This is a genomic window from Micromonospora sp. HM5-17, from assembly GCF_003762835.1.
Lineage (GTDB): Bacteria > Actinomycetota > Actinomycetes > Mycobacteriales > Micromonosporaceae > Plantactinospora.
Genome location: NZ_RJWA01000011.1, coordinates 36,036 through 51,341, shown reverse-complemented (window position 1 = coordinate 51,341; position 15,306 = coordinate 36,036). Strand labels below are relative to the sequence as shown.

Sequence of the window (15,306 nt, the reverse complement as noted above, 5' to 3'; positions counted from 1 at the left end):
CGTCCGCCGGTCGTCGGATGAGCCTTGGTGGTCAGTTCAGCGCAAGGTGGGTTGGGTCAGTTCTGCGCGAGCACATCACCGACGTAGCGTGCCACGGCCCGTACCGTGGCGATGGTGCCCGGGTAGTCCATCCTGGTGGGCCCCAACACGCCGAGACCCCCGACAAGAGTGGACCCCGGACCGTAGCCGGTGCTGACCACCGAGGTGGACCGCAGGTTGTCGATCTCGTTCTCGTCGCCGATACGGACCTGGAGAGTGTTTGGCTCGACCTCACCGATCAGCTTGAGCAGGACGACCTCCTCCTCGAGCGCCTCGAGGATCGGCCGCAGCGAGCCCTGGAAGTCCAGCAGCCCGCCTCGGGCGAGATTGGCGGTCCCGGCCAGGGCGATCCGCTCCTCCGGACGCTCGACGAGCGTCTCGAGCAGCACCGTGGCCAGGGTCGCCATGGCGGAACTCAGTGGTGGCGGCGCCTCGTCGACCAGCGCCTGGACCAGCGGAGGGGTCTCGACGAGCTTCTTGCCGCCGAGCCGCTCGTTGACCAGACGACGCAGGTCGGTCACGTCGTCCGGCGTCGCCGGCGTGGGCAGCTCGACCAGACGCTGCTCCACCCGGCCGGTGTCGGCGATCATGACCAGCATCAACCGGGTGGTGGAGATCGGCACGAGTTCGAGGTGTCGTACCGAGGAGCGGGCCAGGCTCGGGTACTGCACGACGGCGACCTGCCGGGTCAGCTGCGCCAGGAGCCGGACCGTACGGTGCACCACGTCGTCCAGGTCGACCGCGCCGACCAGGAAGCGCTCGATCGCCCGACGCTCGGCCGGGCTGAGCGGCTTGACCCGGGAGAGCCGGTCGACGAAGAGCCGGTAACCCCGGTCGGTGGGCACCCGGCCGGCGCTGGTGTGGGGCTGGCGGATGTAGCCCTCCTCCTCCAGCACCGCCATGTCGTTACGGACCGTAGCGGGAGACACCCCGAGCTGGTGGCGCTCGACCAGTGCCTTGCTACCAACCGGCTCCTGGGTGGCGACGTAGTCCTCCACGATCGCGCGCAGCACCTCGAGCTTGCGGTCGTCGAGACCCATCCTCACCTCCCTGCGACGTCCGTCCCCGGAGGTCGGCACCACCCGGGCACGACGGATCAGGCCACGGATTCACCCTGGCACTCGACTCTATCGAGTGCCAGTCTACGACCAAGGCGCGAGGTGACGCGATGATCGTTTGGACGGTTATCTGATCCCCGACACCGTGCACGCTGATCCCCCACCAGCTTGTCTGCACACCCTACCCCGGCGGCACCAGCCGCCACGCCTCGACGATTGTCCGGTTTCGATCGTCGGGGGGCGAGTGGCGTCGTTTGCTCCGTACCCCTACCGTGACCTTCATGACCGAACCACCTCGTCCCCCCGGAGAGTACGGCTCGAGCAACCCGTACGACTCGCCGGGCACGCCGCCCACCTCCGGTGGCGGTGCCTACCCACCACCCACCTCGGGCGGCGGCGCGTACCCGCCTCCGGGTGGCTATCCCCCGCCCGGGGGCTACCCGCCTCCCGGTGGGTATCCACCTCCCGGTGGCTATCCGCCCCCCGGTGGGGCCTATCCCCCACCCGGCGCCCCCTACGGCGCGCCCGCCCCGGCGGGATACGCCACCAACGATGAGAAGACCTGGGCACTGATCGGCCACTTCGGCGCCATCATCGCGGGCTTCGTGGCCCCACTCGTCGCGATGCTCGCCAAGGGGAACGAATCGCCGACGGTCCGAGCCCACGCCGTCGAGGCGCTCAACTTCCAGATCACCTGGGGCATCGCCACCCTGGTCGCGGTGATCATCTCGGTGTGCAGCTTCGGCATCCTGTTCTTCCTGCCGTTCATCACCTGGATCATCGCGGTCGTCTTCGCGATCATCGGCGGTATGAAGGCCAACGAGGGCACGCTGTACCGCTACCCGATGAGCATCCGGATGGTGAAGTAGCGTCGCTCGTTCGCCGACCGGAGCCACGGTGGCCCGTGCCAGGACGGTCGACGGTCCGCGCCGTCGGGCCCGGGCACGGGCCATGAGGCACGGGCGACGCGGCGGCCGGGCCGGGACCGCGCCCCGACCGGCGGACCCGCGACCACCGGCGGGAGCCCGGGGCGCCGGGGTGACGCCGGGTGCTCAGGGCAGCAGGTCCCGCACGACCGCGTCGGCGAGGAGCCGCCCACGCAGGGTCAACACGGCCCGCCCCGTGTCGTACTCCGGCCGGCTGAGCAGCCCGGCGGCGAGCGCGTCGGCCGCGCCGGCCCGACCGGCCGCGTCGAGGACCGCCAACGGCAGACCGTCGGCGAGGCGGAGCCGCAGCATCACCTCTTCCACCCGCCGGTCCGCCGCCGACAGCACCTCCCGGCCCTGCCCGGGCGACTCCCCCGCGCCGAGCCGGGCGGCGTACGTCGCCGGGTGTTTCACGTTCCACCAGCGGACCCCGCCGACGTGGCTGTGCGCCCCCGGACCGAGCCCCCACCAGTCGCCGCCGGTCCAGTAGAGCAGGTTGTGCCGGCACCGCGCCGCCGTGCTCCGGGCCCAGTTGGAGATCTCGTACCAGGAGAAGCCGGCGGCGGAGAGCCGGGCCTCCGCCGCGAGGTAGCGGTCCGCGGCCACGTCGTCGTCCGGGTACGGCAGCTCACCGCGGCGCATCCGGGCCGCCAGCCGGGTGCCGTCCTCCACGATCAGGGCGTACGCGCTGACATGGTCGACCCCGGCGGCGATCGCCGCGTCCAGCGACGCCGCGAAGTCCTCCGCGCGCTCCCCCGGCGTCCCGTAGATCAGATCCAGGTTCACGTGCTCGAATCCGACCTCCCGGGCCTCCTCGGCCGCCGCCGTGGCCCGCCCGGCGGTGTGCCGCCGGTCCAGCACCGCGAGCACCCCGGGCGCGACCGACTGCATCCCCAGCGAGATCCGGGTGTACCCGCCCGCCCGGAGCGCCTTCAGCGACTCGCGTGTCACCGACTCCGGGTTCGCCTCCGTGGTGATCTCGGCGTCGCCGGCCAGCCCCCAGAGCCGGTCGATGCCGTCGAGGATCCGGGCGAGGTCGTCGGTGGGGAGCAGGGTCGGGGTGCCGCCGCCGACGAAGACCGTGTCGACCCGCGCCGGTGGGCTGTCGCCGAGCACCCGGCCGGCCAGCGCCAGTTCGGCAAGGACCTGATCGGCGTAGCCCTCCCGGCTCGCCCCGCCGCCCAGCTCCGCCGCCGTGTACGTGTTGAAGTCGCAGTAGCCGCAGCGGCTGGCGCAGAACGGCACGTGCACGTAGACCCCGAAGCCGCGCGTCCCCACCGCCGCCCGGGCGGAGTCGGGCAACGCCCCGTCGACGGGTACGGGTTCGCCATCTGGGAGAGCTCCGGGCATACGGCTAGTGTGCCGGCATGACCTCAGCCCCCGACCCGCTCGTCCGGGTCTCGACCGCACAGGGTGTGACGACACTCACCCTGGACAGTCCGCACAACCGTAACGCGCTCTCGACCCCGCTGATGACCCAGCTGCTCGACGCGCTGGCCGCCGCCGTGGCGGACGACGCCGTCCGGGTGATCGTCCTCTCCCACACCGGGCCCGTCTTCAGCTCCGGCGCGGACCTGAAGGAGACCGCCGCCGCGTACGAGGCCGGAACCGTTCCGGTGGCGATGCTCGGCGACGTCCTCGCGGCGATCTGGGAGTCCCCGAAACCGGTGGTGGCCCGGGTCGGCGGATCGGCCCGGGCGGGTGGCCTCGGGCTGATCGCCGCGGCCGACCTCGCGATCTGCGTCGAGGACGCGACCTTCGCCTTCACCGAGGTCCGACTCGGGGTGATCCCGGCGGTGATCTCGGCGACGGTCCTCCCCCGACTCGCGCCCCGGGCGGCCGCGGAGCTGTACCTGACCGGCGACACCTTCGACGGCCGCCGGGCCGCCGAGATCGGCCTGGTGACCACGGTCACCACCGCCGAGGCGCTGGACGAGACGGTCGCCTCCTACTGCCGCGCCCTGGTACGCGGTGCGCCCGCCGCGCTGGCCGGGGCAAAGGAGCTGCTGCGCCGGCCGCCCGCGGCCGACATCCGGGCCGAGCTGGCCGGGCTGCGCGAGCTGTCGGTGCGGTACTTCCACTCGGCGGAGGGGCGGGAGGGAGTGGCGGCGTTCCGGGAGAAGCGCACCCCTCGCTGGGTACCCGAGACCTGACGTTCCCGCACCGATCCCCCGGGGCCCAGCGTCCGCCCGGCGGCGGACGTCCGGCACCATGCGGGGCCGGACGGGCTGCCCGACATCCGGAACCGCCGGGTGCCGGAGCCGGACGGGCCGGCGGTGACCGACCTTCGGCAGGACCGGGGAGCGAGGCCACCTCCGGCTGGAACGGGCCGTGGCCCCGGGCCTGCCGGAGATTTGGGTGCCTGACGTAGTCTTTGTCCATTGTCGATCAGGGGGTGACGGTGCGGACTCGGGCGATGGTGGCAGCGGGAGTAGCCCTCGCGACGGTCGCCGGATTCGGTATCTACCTGGGCGCTCGCGAGTTCGAGCACCGGCTGCCGCTGCCCCGGTCGACCCGGGGCTGCGTCGTCGAGGCGGAGGGCCGGGTCACCCTGAACGCCGAGCAGATGGCGAACGCCGCCACGATCGCCGCGGTCGGCGTCCGCCGGAAGATGCCGGAGCGGGCGGTGGTGATCGCCCTCGCCACAGCTTTTCAGGAGTCGCGGCTGCGCAACCTCGCCGGCGGCGACCGGGACTCCGTGGGCCTGTTCCAGCAGCGGCCGAGCCAGGGCTGGGGCACCCCGGAACAGATCCGGAACCCCCGGTACGCGGCCACCAAGTTCTACAACGCCCTGCGCAAGGTACGCGGCTGGGAACAGATGGAGATCACCGACGCCGCCCAGAAGGTGCAGCGCTCGGCGTACCCGCGGGCGTACCAGCAGTGGGCGGACGAGGCGGAGGTGCTGACCCGGGCGCTGCTCGGCAACGCCACCGGGGCGGTCGCCTGTACGGTCGGCCGGAAGCCCTCCATCCGGGGTGCCGCCGCGGCGGCCGCGCTGAGCGCCGGGCTGACCGAGGACTGGGGCCGACTGGAGACCGTCTCGCCCGCCGAGCTGACCGGTCTGGCCGTGCCCGCCAGCGATTCCCGGGTCGGCTGGCGCTACGCGCACTGGCTGGTGTCGCACGCCAGCGCCCACGGGGTGAAGCGGGTGCGCTTCGGGAACCTCGAGTGGACCGCGGACGGCGGGAGTTGGTCGCCGGTGCGGGACGGCGCCCACAGCACCGACCGGGTCATCGCGGAGGTCTTCGACGACTGACAGCCCCGGACGCTCGCGCGTGGCGGCCCCAGACGCTCGCGCGGCGGGAAATCCTGCATCCCATAACCCGCAGTGGCTGCACGAACGGGCATTTTGGGACGTAACTCCCCAGCCTCGCCGCGCTCAGTAACGGGCGGTCAGGTCACCGCTTCCCTCCGTACGACCATCCCGGATCTTGACTGACACCCGCCGATGTCCGCGCGCGTACGCGACACCCCGGGCATTGCCCGCCGCGTTACGATCGGCAGCCTGTGTGCTCAGAAAGAGTTTCATCTCATGGGGAGGGGATGGACGCGGTGTTCGACTACGGCGGCCGGACCGGGTACGAGCCGATCAGCGACGCGGAGCGCAAGGAGTTCCACGAGCAGGGCTTCCTGCTCCTCCGCAACGTCCTGACCGAGGACCACCGGGCCGCGCTGGAAGAGGCGGTCGACCGGGTCTACGAGGAGGAGAAGGCGGCCGGACGGGTCAAGGAGGACGGCACCCTGCACCTGCTCGGCTTCATCAATCGCGACGAGCTCTTCGGCGACCTGCTCACCCACCCGATCACCTTCCCCTACATGTGGGGCCTGGCGGGCTGGAACATCTACACCCACCACAACCACCTGGACGTCACGCCGCCGGCGCGGGAGCCGGAGAAGCCGTACTGGGGCTGGCACCAGGACGGGTACCGGCAGAACTCCGACCCGGAGACGCTGGACCCGAGCGTCCCGCGGCCGATGTTCTCGCTGAAGGTCGCGTACGTCCTCTCGGACCTGTCCGAGAAGGGGCGGGGCGCAACCAAGATCATCCCCGGCAGCCACCTGTGGAACACGCTGCCGCGGCCGGCCGACCTGACGGTGCACAACCCGGACCCGGAGGGGACGGTCGAGATCACCGCCAACCCGGGCGACGCCTTCATCTTCGACCGGCGGCAGTGGCACTCCCGCTCCACCAACCTGTCCAACATCACCCGCAAGATGCTCTTCATCGGCTACACCTACCGGTGGATCCGGCCGCTCGACGAGCTGCACATCGACAAGAACAGCGAGTGGTGGGCCAACCGCACCCCGGTGCAGCGCCAGCTCTGCGGCGAGGGCACGCACACCGCCAACTACTGGGGCATCAACTGGGACGGGTACATCGACGACGAGATCCCGCTGCGCAAGGAGCTGAAGCAGCGCGGCCTGCTGGACCGCAACATCCCCTGGCTCCGCTGACCCAGGCCAAGGGCAGGAGCGTACGGCGCCGCCGACAGCTCCTCGACGTCATCTCCGTCGGCCCGGTCGGCCCCTCGTGGGCCGGCCGGGCCGACGCCTGTTGCCGTCACCCCCGGCCGGCGCGTGGCAGGACACGTCCCGACCCTCGGCCGGCGCGGGGGGCACGTCCCGACGGCACCGGGCCGGGACAGTGGCATCACGCCGGGTAGGGCCAACCACCGCCCACGAGGTGAATGAACGCCAGCACCAGAATTCGGGAAAGGCGGCTCCCACCGCCGTGGTGACCGTACGACGATCAGGTGTCGAACCGACAAGGGTGCGACGCGGTACGGAAAGATGAATCGCTTCCGTCCCGCTGTTCAGGTTTTCGCCGAATCGCCACGGCTCGACGTCGGCCTATTCCAGACGGCGGTTACGCCAGTTGGCCGGAATCCCGGTAGATGTCCACGAGCAGCTCCCAGAACTCGTTGTTCAACGGCTGGCCGTCCTCGTTTGTCAAACGGTGGGCGGGACACTTCATGGTGGGACTGTCGGGAGTGATACCGCTCGGCGGCACACTCGCGAACCGGATCCTCCGCGCCCCGTCCGCACCGACGACCCGGAACTTGTCGGGCGGGATGCGGAAGGCCCCGCCGAGGATGTCGGCGACGGTGAAGGTGGGGTGCTGGATCTCCCTCGGGTCACCCGTCAGGTAGCGCATCCGTGCCATCTCCTGCTCGTCGTGCAGGACGGATAGGCTGGCCAGCAGCGCCGTGCTCCGGCGCAGGGTCTCCTCCAGCTCGGCTCCGGTGAGCTGGAGGGTGCCCCGCCCGTAGACGAGCGCCGACTCCAGGCAGATCAGCGCCTCCAGGAGCGCGAGGCTGATGTTCCGCTTGAACTTGTGGCGCAGCGAGGCGGTCAGCTCGACGATGTCGGCCCCGGGCCGCGGCACCATCTGGTCCGTCCAGACCACCGCGTCCCGGTGTTCGGCGACCACCGCCAGGGCATGCTCCAGGACCGGGCCCCGCCGGTCGAACAGGTCGTCGACAACGGCACGGAAAAGCAGATCCAGACGTTCCAGATTCTTGAGAAGATCTCGGGTCGGCGCCGTCGCGCGCAATTCTGCCAGCGCGGTTGAGGCGCGCAGGGCGTGGAACCAGTGCTCGACCAGCGGCGTGTACGCCTCAAGGTACAGCACCGCCTTGGGGTGCCGGTACGAAAGCTGTTGGTGAAACACCCTCGTGCTTCCCGGGAGAGAGTCGGTGGACACATTACGGAAAGTAACAGATAAGATCATTTAAATCAAATGCGAATATGCGACCACCACTCTAGGCGACACCCGCCACCGAGCCGACGATCGGTCGATCACGATGGATTCCGCCTTTCCGCCGCGTTGATCAGCGAATCGGCGACCGCAGGACCGACCGAAACCACGAAACGATCGCCCGCGAAAGTCGGAAGGTCGACAATGGCCCGCCCGGGTCCCGGTGGGCTCGTCGCGGCCGGGGGAAGTATGTCATGCCCTCGGCGACCTGCCCGGCCGGGTCGGTGCCGGGCGGGGAATGGGCCGGGGCGGCGCCCGGCCGCGGGCTCCCTGGCAGACGCCGGCACTACGGATCGGCTGGCGCGGCGACCAGGTCTACGTCACCGGCTACGGCCGCCCGGTCCAACCGGGCGAAGGGCGCCGACCGGGCCGGCCGGCGCCCCGGGGTCCGCGGGGATCGATCAGGAGCGACTGATCCGGCGACGGCGACCGACGCCGGCCACCAGCGCCACGCCGACCGCGGCCAGCGCCACCTGGATCACCAGCTCGATCCAGTCGATCCCGGGAGTCACGGTCGCGATGCCGGCGGCCCGGACGATGACGGTACCGAGTAGCGCGGCAGCCACGCCGATGAGCATCGTCAGCCAGATCGGCATGTCCTGACGCCCCGGCACGACCAGCCGACCGAGTACGCCGACGATGAGCGCGCTGACGATGCCCCAGACGGTGAGTTCCACGACCGTCCTCCTTCGATAGCAGTCACACGTCGTCGTGTTGACTGCACGGTTCCCGAAGGCGGACAGGCCCAAACCGCGCTAGCGGCGCACGCGGTGTGCTGCCGCACGAACGGCCTGGTCCATCGTGGCGAAGGCCAGCGGAGGCGGATCGAACAGGGGAAACCAGCGCGACTCGGTCGCCTCGGCGGGATTGAGGACAATGGACTGATCGTCCAGCGTGGCCAGGAAGAAGACGTCGAGTACCGGAAGCACCTCGTCCTGGAACTCGTAACTGCCGATGAACATCCCCAGGCAGTCACCGAGCGTCAACTCGACACCCAGTTCCTCGCGGGCCTCCCGGACGGCCGCGTCCGCCGGGTGCTCCCACCCGTCGCAGAACCCGCCCGGGGTCTCCCACCGACCAATCATCGGTTCCGCCGCCCGGCGCAGCGCGAGGAAGCGCGGCCCGGAGTCGTCGACTCCCGACGGTCGCTCCGGGTCCCGGTCGAGCAGGACGAGCCCGGCGGTGGGGCGGGCGTTGACGAAGAGCTGGTACCCGCAGTCGCCGCAGGCCGTCGGAGGTGGGCCGGGCAGCGCCGCCGCGCACCGGGGGCAGAACGAGGCGCCCGGGCCGTACCCTCGGGGGGTCACCTCTTCCCGCCGGCCTTGCCGCCGTCCCCGGAGTCACCGGTGGAGAGCGCGGCGATGAAGGCCTCCTGGGGAACCTCGACCCGGCCGACCATCTTCATCCGCTTCTTGCCCTCCTTCTGCTTCTCCAGCAGCTTGCGCTTGCGGGTGATGTCACCGCCGTAGCACTTGGCGAGCACGTCCTTGCGGATGGCCCGGATGGTCTCCCGGGCGATCACCCGGTTGCCGATCGCCGCCTGGATCGGCACCTCGAACTGCTGCCGGGGAATCAGCTTCTGGAGCTTCGCCGCGATCGTGACGCCGTAGTTGTACGCCTTGTCCTTGTGCACGATGGCGCTGAACGCGTCGACCGGCTCGCCGTTGAGCAGGATGTCGACCTTGACCAGGTTGGCCGGCTGCTCGCCGGAGGGCTCGTAGTCCAGCGAGGCGTACCCCTTGGTCCGGCTCTTGAGCTGGTCGAAGAAGTCGAAGATGATCTCCGCGAGCGGCAGGGTGTAGCGCAGCTCCACCCGGTCGGCCGAGAGGTAGTCCATTCCCTGCAACGACCCGCGCCGGCCCTGGCACAGCTCCATCACCGCGCCGACGAAGTCGTTCGGCGTCAACACCGTGGCGCGGACGACCGGCTCGTACACCTCGGCGATCTTGCCGGACGGGTACTCGCTCGGGTTGGTCACCGTCACCTCGGTGCCGTCCTCCTTGACCACCCGGTAGACCACGTTCGGCGCGGTCGAGATCAGGTCGAGCCCGAACTCGCGTTCCAACCGCTCGGCGATGATCTCCAGGTGCAGCAGTCCGAGGAAGCCGCAGCGGAAACCGAAGCCGAGCGCGGCCGAGGTCTCCGGCTCGTAGCTCAGCGCGGCGTCGTTGAGCTTCAGCTTGTCGAGTGCGTCCCGCAGCGCCGGATAGTCGGAGCCGTCGATCGGGTAGAGACCGGAGTAGACCATCGGCTTCGGGTCCTTGTAGCCGCCGAGCGCCTCGGCCGCCGGCCGGGCGTTGATGGTCACGGTGTCACCGACCCGGGACTGCCGGACGTCCTTCACCCCGGTGATCAGGTATCCCACCTCGCCGACCCCGAGCGCGGTGGCCTTCTCCATCTCCGGGGAGATCACCCCGATCTCGAGCAGCTCGTGCACGGCGCCGGTGGACATCATCCTGATCTTGTCGCGGGCCTCGATCCGGCCGTCGACGACCCGGACGTACGTCACCACGCCGCGATACACGTCGTACACGGAGTCGAAGATCATGGCCCGAGCCGGGGCGTCGGGGTCGCCGACCGGCGGGGGGAACTGCCGGACGATCTCGTCGAGCAGGTGCGACACCCCCTCGCCGGTCTTACCCGAGACCCGGATGCAGTCGGCCGGGTCAACGCCGATCAGGTGCGCCAGTTCCTCGGCGTACCTGTCGGGTTGGGCGGCCGGCAGGTCGATCTTGTTGAGCACCGGGATGATGTGCAGATCGTTCTCCAGGGCCAGGTAGAGGTTGGCCAGGGTCTGGGCCTCGATCCCCTGCGCCGCGTCGACCAGGAGGATGGCTCCCTCGCAGGCGGCCAGCGACCGGGAGACCTCGTACGTGAAGTCCACGTGCCCCGGAGTGTCGATCATGTTGAGCACGGCCTGCTCGCCCTGTCGCTCGCCCTCGCGGACGGTCCAGGGCATCCGGACGGCCTGGCTCTTGATCGTGATGCCGCGCTCCCGTTCGATGTCCATCCGGTCGAGGTACTGGGCGCGCATCTGCCGCTCCTCGACCACGCCGGTGAGCTGAAGCATCCGGTCGGCCAACGTCGACTTGCCGTGGTCGATGTGGGCGATGATGCAGAAGTTCCTGATGCGGCGGGGGTCGGTGGCACCAGGGAGGTTCGCACCGGAGTCGGGCGTCGGTGGCACGTCGGTCCGTTCTGCTTGGCTGGCTACTGTCGGGCCTTCTATTTTCCCATGCCGCCCGGGGGCACCCGGCCGAGCCCGCCGGATCTTCACCCGCCCACCACCGGCCGGTGCGGCGCCACTCGTCTTACCGCCACGCCGGCGCCCGACCACCGATCCGGGGCGCCGCGCCGGGCCGCTCCGACAGCGACGCGCCCGGTGACCACGAGTCCGGGACCGCCCGTCCGACCAGGGCAGACTGGAGGTCATGGCCGTCATCTCGGTACCCCCGCGGCCGTACGACGCGACCGCCGTACGGCCCGGCTGGGCCGATCTTCCCGCCGACCTCCGCGCCGCCATCAACGCCCGACTGGGCTCCCGCGTCACCTGGGCCGCCACGGCGGGCGGCGGGTTCACCCGAGGGTTCGCCGGGGTGGTCCAGACGGCGGCCGGGGACCGGGTGTTCGTCAAGGCCGCCTCCCTGGTCGACCAGCGACACCTGAGCGACTGGTACGCCCGGGAGGTGGCGATCACCGCCGCGCTCCCGGCGGGGCTGCCCGTCGCCCGGCCGCGCTGGACGCTCACCGCCGCCGGTTACTTCGTGGTCTGTCTGGACGCCATCGAGGGACGGATGCCCGGACTCCCGTGGTCCCTCGGCGACCTGGAGGCGACCCTCGCGACGTACGCCACGGTCGCCGACGCGCTGCGCGACCCTCCGGCCGAACTCGTCGCCCTCGGCAGCCCGCGCCTCGCCGACCTGGCCCGGGCCGACCTCGCCTGGTGGGGCGAGCTGGCCACCGGTCGGGAGACGGTGCCGAACCTCCCCGCGGTCGCCCGGGACCGACTGCCCGAGCTGGCCGCACTGGAGGCCCGGCTTCCCGGGTACGCCGAGAGCACGTCGATGATCCACGGAGACCTACGGGTCGACAACGTGCTCGTCGACGCCACCGGCACCGCCTGGCTCTGCGACTGGACCTGGCTCTGCTTCGGGCCCGCCTGGTTCGACCTGGCCGGCCTGCTGGTCACCGCGTACGCGAGCGGGCTGCCGGCGGACCGACTTTTCGACCGTCACCCGGCGGCCCGGACCGCGCCCCACGACGGGCTGGACGCCGCTCTCGCCGCGCTCGCGGGGTACTGGCTCGTCCACGGGGCCAGTCCGAGTACGGGCTCGCCGCACCTACGCGCCCACCAGCGGTGGAGCGGTGAGATGGCGTTGGCCTGGCTCGCCGCCCGTCGCCGTTGGGGGTGACCGCGTTGAGGATGACCGCGTTGGGGTGGCTACGTTGGGGGTGACTGCCCGGCCCGCCCGGACGACTGGACGACCGACGGCGCCGGTCCGGCGACCACGATCCGACCTCCCCGGCGACCGGTCGGATGGCCCCGACCCGACGGGCTGGTACGGCCGGCCGGGACCGGCCGCCACGTTGGCCTGGGACGTGCTCAGCTGGTAATGTTGCTCTTCGCGCGTGCCGACACGGCAGCATCGTGGCGTGCGTCGTCGCCCGCGCGCATCGAAGCAACCGGAAACCCTAGCTACCAGACTGAAGCTAGCTACCCAGGACGAGGCTGTCGCGTGGCGAACATCAAGTCCCAGATCAAGCGCAACCGGCAGAACGAGAAGCGCCGGCTGCGCAACAAGTCGGTCAAGTCGTCGCTCAAGACTGCCATCCGCAAGTTCCACGAGGCGGCTGACAGCGGAGATACCGCCAAGGCCACCGAGCTGATGCGGGACGCCTCGCGCAAGCTTGACAAGGCGGTCAGCAAGGGCGTTATCCACCGGAACCAGGCGGCGAACCGCAAGTCGGCGATCGCCAAGCGGCTGCAGTCGCTTTCCGCCTGACGCATCCGTAGACACCTGACGATGGCCCCGTGGCCGGTCGGCTCGGGGCCATCGTGCTGTCCGCCGTAGCCGTCGCGGTCGTCCGTACCGGCGATGTGCGGCGCCTTCCCTGACCGGTGTGTGGCTCGTCCCCCGTCTACTCGTAGCGGCGGACGGCCGACTGGCGGGCGCTGTCGACCGGTCGGACGGTCCAACGGCGGGCCGGCCGTTCGACCCGGCGGTCGTTGCGCGGGCGGGCGGCGGTCGATGCGGGGTCCGCCCCGATCTGGCGGCGCGGCGGCTCAACCGTATCCGGCCACCCCACGCCCGAATCAGTGGCCTTCGGCGCCGCAGCGGCCCGCGCCGCGCTCCGCAGGGACGGGTGACGCCAGACGGGCAGGCCCGAGGCCATGCGGCTGACCGTCAGCGGCGACGGACCGGGCGCGCCGCCCCGGAGTCGTTCCGCGAGACCGAGATCCGGCCGGGGCTCCTGCTCCGGTTCCGGCCAGGGCCGCGCGCCCGCCTCGAGCCGGGCCCGAACCATCGCGGTCATGCTCAACGGGCGCCCCGCCGGAACGAGCCGGGCCACGAGCCGGCCGCCGATCTCCCGTACGCCAGACCCGAGGCCGCCGCTCCAGCCGGACCAGGCGAAGCGCCGGCCGGACCCCGTCCCCCGTCCGGACCCGACGGTCCACCGCCCCGACCCGGCCGAACGCCGGACAACGCCGCCCACCCCACCTGGGCGTACGGGAACGACGCCCGCGACGGGCACCGGGACGCCGGCCTGACCGGGCACGGGGACGGCGGAGCCCGACGAGACGTCGGCCCGGGTGGTGGCGGGGGCAGGCACCACGGCACGGGCTGGGCCGACCGGCACAGCGCGGGCCGGGCTCACTGGCGGGACACTGACCGGGCCGGCTGGCGGGATACTGGCCGGGTTTGTTGGCGACGCTGCGCCGAGGGCCGCTGGTGGCACCGCGCCCGAAGCCGCTGGCGACGCTGCTGGTGGCACCGTCCCCGAGGCCGCTGGTGGCGACGCCGCGACCGGGGCCGCACCTCGGGTGAGCGCGTCGGTCCGGGCGTGGAGAGCCGGGTCGACGAGCGACGCCCGGGGCACACTGGCCCGGCCGATCACGGGTTGCAACTCGCGGCGGAAGCGGTCACGCTCCTGCGCGGGCACCCGGGCGGCGGAGCGGGCCACCGCGGCGGCCACGAGGTCGTTGGCCTTCACCATGCCCGCCACGCATGCCGGCAGGAGCAGCACCTCCCACCAGCGCACCAGCTCGGCCAGGGCGAGAAGCAGCCCGAGCGACACCATGCCCTCGAAGTAGACGAAGCAGAGGACCCCGCCCGGGTCCACGTGGCGCAGCCGGAGCACGCGGGCGTAGAGCGGGCGTAACCGCTCCTCCTCGGCGGACAGGGCCACCGCCCCGGTCATCGTTGCCCGCTCGCTCTCCGGGCCGCCGCAACGGCGACCACGGCACGCTCAAGGGCGTAGCCCCGGTCCTCGGCACCGCCCTTGACCGCGGCGTTGCACTCGGCCGCGACGGACATCGCGTCGGCCAGGGCCTCCGGGGTCCAGCCGCGCCCCATCCGCTGTGCCTTCTCGATCTTCCATGCCGGCATGCCGAGGCTGCTCGCCAGCTGGTACGCGTTGCCCCGACCCGCGGCGCTGACCCGGGCCACGGTCCGGACTCCGTCGGCGATCGCGTCGGCGATCGGCACCGGGTCGACCCCGACGTGCAGGGCCCAGCGCAACGCCTCCAGCGCGCCCGGGACGTCCCCGGCCATCGCCGCGTCCGCCACCGTGAACCCGCTCACCTCGGCCCGGCCCCGGTAGTACCGCGCCACCGTGTCGACGCCGATCCGGCCGTCCGTATCGGCCAGGAGCTGGGAACACGCGGAGGCGAGGTCGCGCAGGTCGGTGCCGACGGCCGCGATCAGGGCCTCGGCCGCCTCCTCGGTGCACCGCCCGCCACCGTGGCGGATCTCGTCGCGGACGAACGCCACCCGTTCGCGGTGTCCCTTGAGCCTGGCCGCCGGTACGACCACCGCGCCCGCCGCCCGCAGGCCGTCGGCGAACGCCTTGCCCTTCGCCCCGCCCGCGTGCGCCACCACCAGGTGCACCTCGGGGTCGGGATTCTTCGCGTACGCCAGCAGCTCCGCCACCAGGTCCTTGCGGGCGTCCTGTCCGGACCGGACGATCAGCACCCGCCGGCCGCCGAACAGGGAGGGGCCGAGGAGCTCGGCGATCTCCCCGGGGCTCAACGCCCCTGCCTCGTGGTCGTGGACATCGACGTCCGGATCGGCGGCCCGGGCTGCCGCGACGGCACCGGTGATCGCGCGGGTGACGAGCAGTTCCTCGTCACCGAGGACGAGCAGGACGGGAGCGAGGTCGACGGCGGTCACGTGGTCATCGTCGCACGCGACGCGGGCGTGTCGGGCCTGGTCACCTGGCTGGCTGCGGCTGACCCCGCACTTAGCGCAAATCCAGACATTTATTTTAATTCAGTCATATCACCTTCCCGTCATCCCTGTCCGTG

General features: G+C 71.6%; 13 protein-coding genes and 1 pseudogene. 6 read left to right on the top strand and 8 right to left on the bottom strand.

Features of this window, described 5'->3' with window-relative positions:
- Window positions 1–56 precede the first annotated feature (56 nt).
- Entirely contained in the window at window positions 57–1,079 is a 1,023-nt protein-coding gene (gene hrcA, locus EF879_RS24070) for a heat-inducible transcriptional repressor HrcA (protein ID WP_123562419.1), read from the bottom strand.
- A 299-nt stretch (window positions 1,080–1,378) separates the two neighbouring features.
- Between hrcA and EF879_RS24065 the strand changes: the two genes are divergently transcribed.
- Window positions 1,379–1,966, top strand: coding sequence for a DUF4870 domain-containing protein (locus EF879_RS24065; protein WP_123562537.1), 588 nt, complete (start codon window positions 1,379–1,381; stop codon window positions 1,964–1,966).
- A 183-nt stretch (window positions 1,967–2,149) separates the two neighbouring features.
- Here the strand turns inward: EF879_RS24065 and hemW are convergent, their stop codons facing one another.
- The gene (gene hemW / locus EF879_RS24060; RefSeq protein ID WP_123562418.1) at window positions 2,150–3,373 is read right to left on the bottom strand and encodes a radical SAM family heme chaperone HemW; all 1,224 of its coding nucleotides are present in this window, start codon (window positions 3,371–3,373) and stop codon (window positions 2,150–2,152) included.
- Between the two features lie 17 nt (window positions 3,374–3,390).
- Here hemW and EF879_RS24055 point away from each other — a divergent pair, with 17 nt between their 5' ends.
- The 3 genes from EF879_RS24055 (at window position 3,391) to EF879_RS24045 (ending at window position 6,478) form a co-directional block, all read left to right on the top strand.
- Window positions 3,391–4,176 carry an enoyl-CoA hydratase-related protein gene (locus EF879_RS24055; RefSeq protein WP_123562416.1) on the top strand — a complete coding sequence of 262 codons (786 nt, stop codon included), beginning with the start codon at window positions 3,391–3,393 and terminating at the stop codon, window positions 4,174–4,176.
- 242 nt (window positions 4,177–4,418) lie between these two features.
- The gene (locus EF879_RS24050; protein WP_123562414.1) at window positions 4,419–5,279 is read left to right on the top strand and encodes a hypothetical protein; all 861 of its coding nucleotides are present in this window, start codon (window positions 4,419–4,421) and stop codon (window positions 5,277–5,279) included.
- A gap of 287 nt (window positions 5,280–5,566) precedes the next feature.
- On the top strand, window positions 5,567–6,478 hold the full coding sequence (locus tag EF879_RS24045; protein ID WP_123562412.1) for a phytanoyl-CoA dioxygenase family protein: 912 nt from the start codon (window positions 5,567–5,569) through the stop codon (window positions 6,476–6,478).
- Between the two features lie 412 nt (window positions 6,479–6,890).
- Here the strand turns inward: EF879_RS24045 and EF879_RS24040 are convergent, their stop codons facing one another.
- The 4 genes from EF879_RS24040 to lepA form a co-directional block, all read right to left on the bottom strand.
- Window positions 6,891–7,655, bottom strand: a complete 765-nt coding sequence (locus EF879_RS24040) for a hypothetical protein (protein ID WP_148086544.1) — start codon at window positions 7,653–7,655, stop codon at window positions 6,891–6,893.
- 527 nt (window positions 7,656–8,182) lie between these two features.
- Window positions 8,183–8,458 carry a GlsB/YeaQ/YmgE family stress response membrane protein gene (locus tag EF879_RS24035; protein WP_123562408.1) on the bottom strand — a complete coding sequence of 92 codons (276 nt, stop codon included), beginning with the start codon at window positions 8,456–8,458 and terminating at the stop codon, window positions 8,183–8,185.
- 78 nt (window positions 8,459–8,536) lie between these two features.
- On the bottom strand, window positions 8,537–9,088 hold the full coding sequence (locus EF879_RS24030) for an NUDIX domain-containing protein (RefSeq protein ID WP_123562406.1): 552 nt from the start codon (window positions 9,086–9,088) through the stop codon (window positions 8,537–8,539).
- Window positions 9,085–10,968: a translation elongation factor 4 gene (lepA, locus tag EF879_RS24025; protein WP_123562404.1), complete on the bottom strand. Its 1,884-nt coding sequence runs from the start codon at window positions 10,966–10,968 to the stop codon at window positions 9,085–9,087. Before lepA ends, EF879_RS24030 begins: the two co-directional genes overlap by 4 nt.
- A 244-nt stretch (window positions 10,969–11,212) precedes the next feature.
- Here lepA and EF879_RS24020 point away from each other — a divergent pair, with 244 nt between their 5' ends.
- Together EF879_RS24020 and rpsT are read left to right on the top strand one after the other, a co-directional pair.
- The gene (locus EF879_RS24020) at window positions 11,213–12,193 is read left to right on the top strand and encodes a phosphotransferase family protein (RefSeq protein WP_123562402.1); all 981 of its coding nucleotides are present in this window, start codon (window positions 11,213–11,215) and stop codon (window positions 12,191–12,193) included.
- 324 nt (window positions 12,194–12,517) lie between these two features.
- On the top strand, window positions 12,518–12,784 hold the full coding sequence (gene rpsT, locus EF879_RS24015; protein ID WP_123562401.1) for a 30S ribosomal protein S20: 267 nt from the start codon (window positions 12,518–12,520) through the stop codon (window positions 12,782–12,784).
- A 1,092-nt stretch (window positions 12,785–13,876) separates the two neighbouring features.
- Here rpsT and EF879_RS24010 read toward each other — a convergent pair.
- Together EF879_RS24010 and holA are read right to left on the bottom strand one after the other, a co-directional pair.
- Window positions 13,877–14,201: pseudogene (locus EF879_RS24010) on the bottom strand (hypothetical protein); the annotation flags it as partial.
- Complete coding sequence (gene holA, locus EF879_RS24005; protein WP_123562399.1) at window positions 14,198–15,172, bottom strand: DNA polymerase III subunit delta; 975 nt, start codon at window positions 15,170–15,172, stop codon at window positions 14,198–14,200. The pseudogene EF879_RS24010 and the gene holA, both read right to left, overlap by 4 nt.
- Between the last annotated feature and the right edge of the window lie 134 nt (window positions 15,173–15,306).

What these genes read in the sequence shown, in the direction of transcription:
- EF879_RS24045 (WP_123562412.1), top strand. Translation starts at nt 5,567, where the DNA reads ATGGACGCGGTGTTCGACTACGGCGGCCGGACCGGGTACGAGCCGATC.
- hemW (WP_123562418.1), bottom strand. Translation starts at nt 3,373, where the DNA reads ATGCCCGGAGCTCTCCCAGATGGCGAACCCGTACCCGTCGACGGGGCG.
- EF879_RS24055 (WP_123562416.1), top strand. Translation starts at nt 3,391, where the DNA reads ATGACCTCAGCCCCCGACCCGCTCGTCCGGGTCTCGACCGCACAGGGT.
- EF879_RS24020 (WP_123562402.1), top strand. Translation starts at nt 11,213, where the DNA reads ATGGCCGTCATCTCGGTACCCCCGCGGCCGTACGACGCGACCGCCGTA.
- hrcA (WP_123562419.1), bottom strand. Translation starts at nt 1,079, where the DNA reads ATGGGTCTCGACGACCGCAAGCTCGAGGTGCTGCGCGCGATCGTGGAG.
- EF879_RS24065 (WP_123562537.1), top strand. Translation starts at nt 1,379, where the DNA reads ATGACCGAACCACCTCGTCCCCCCGGAGAGTACGGCTCGAGCAACCCG.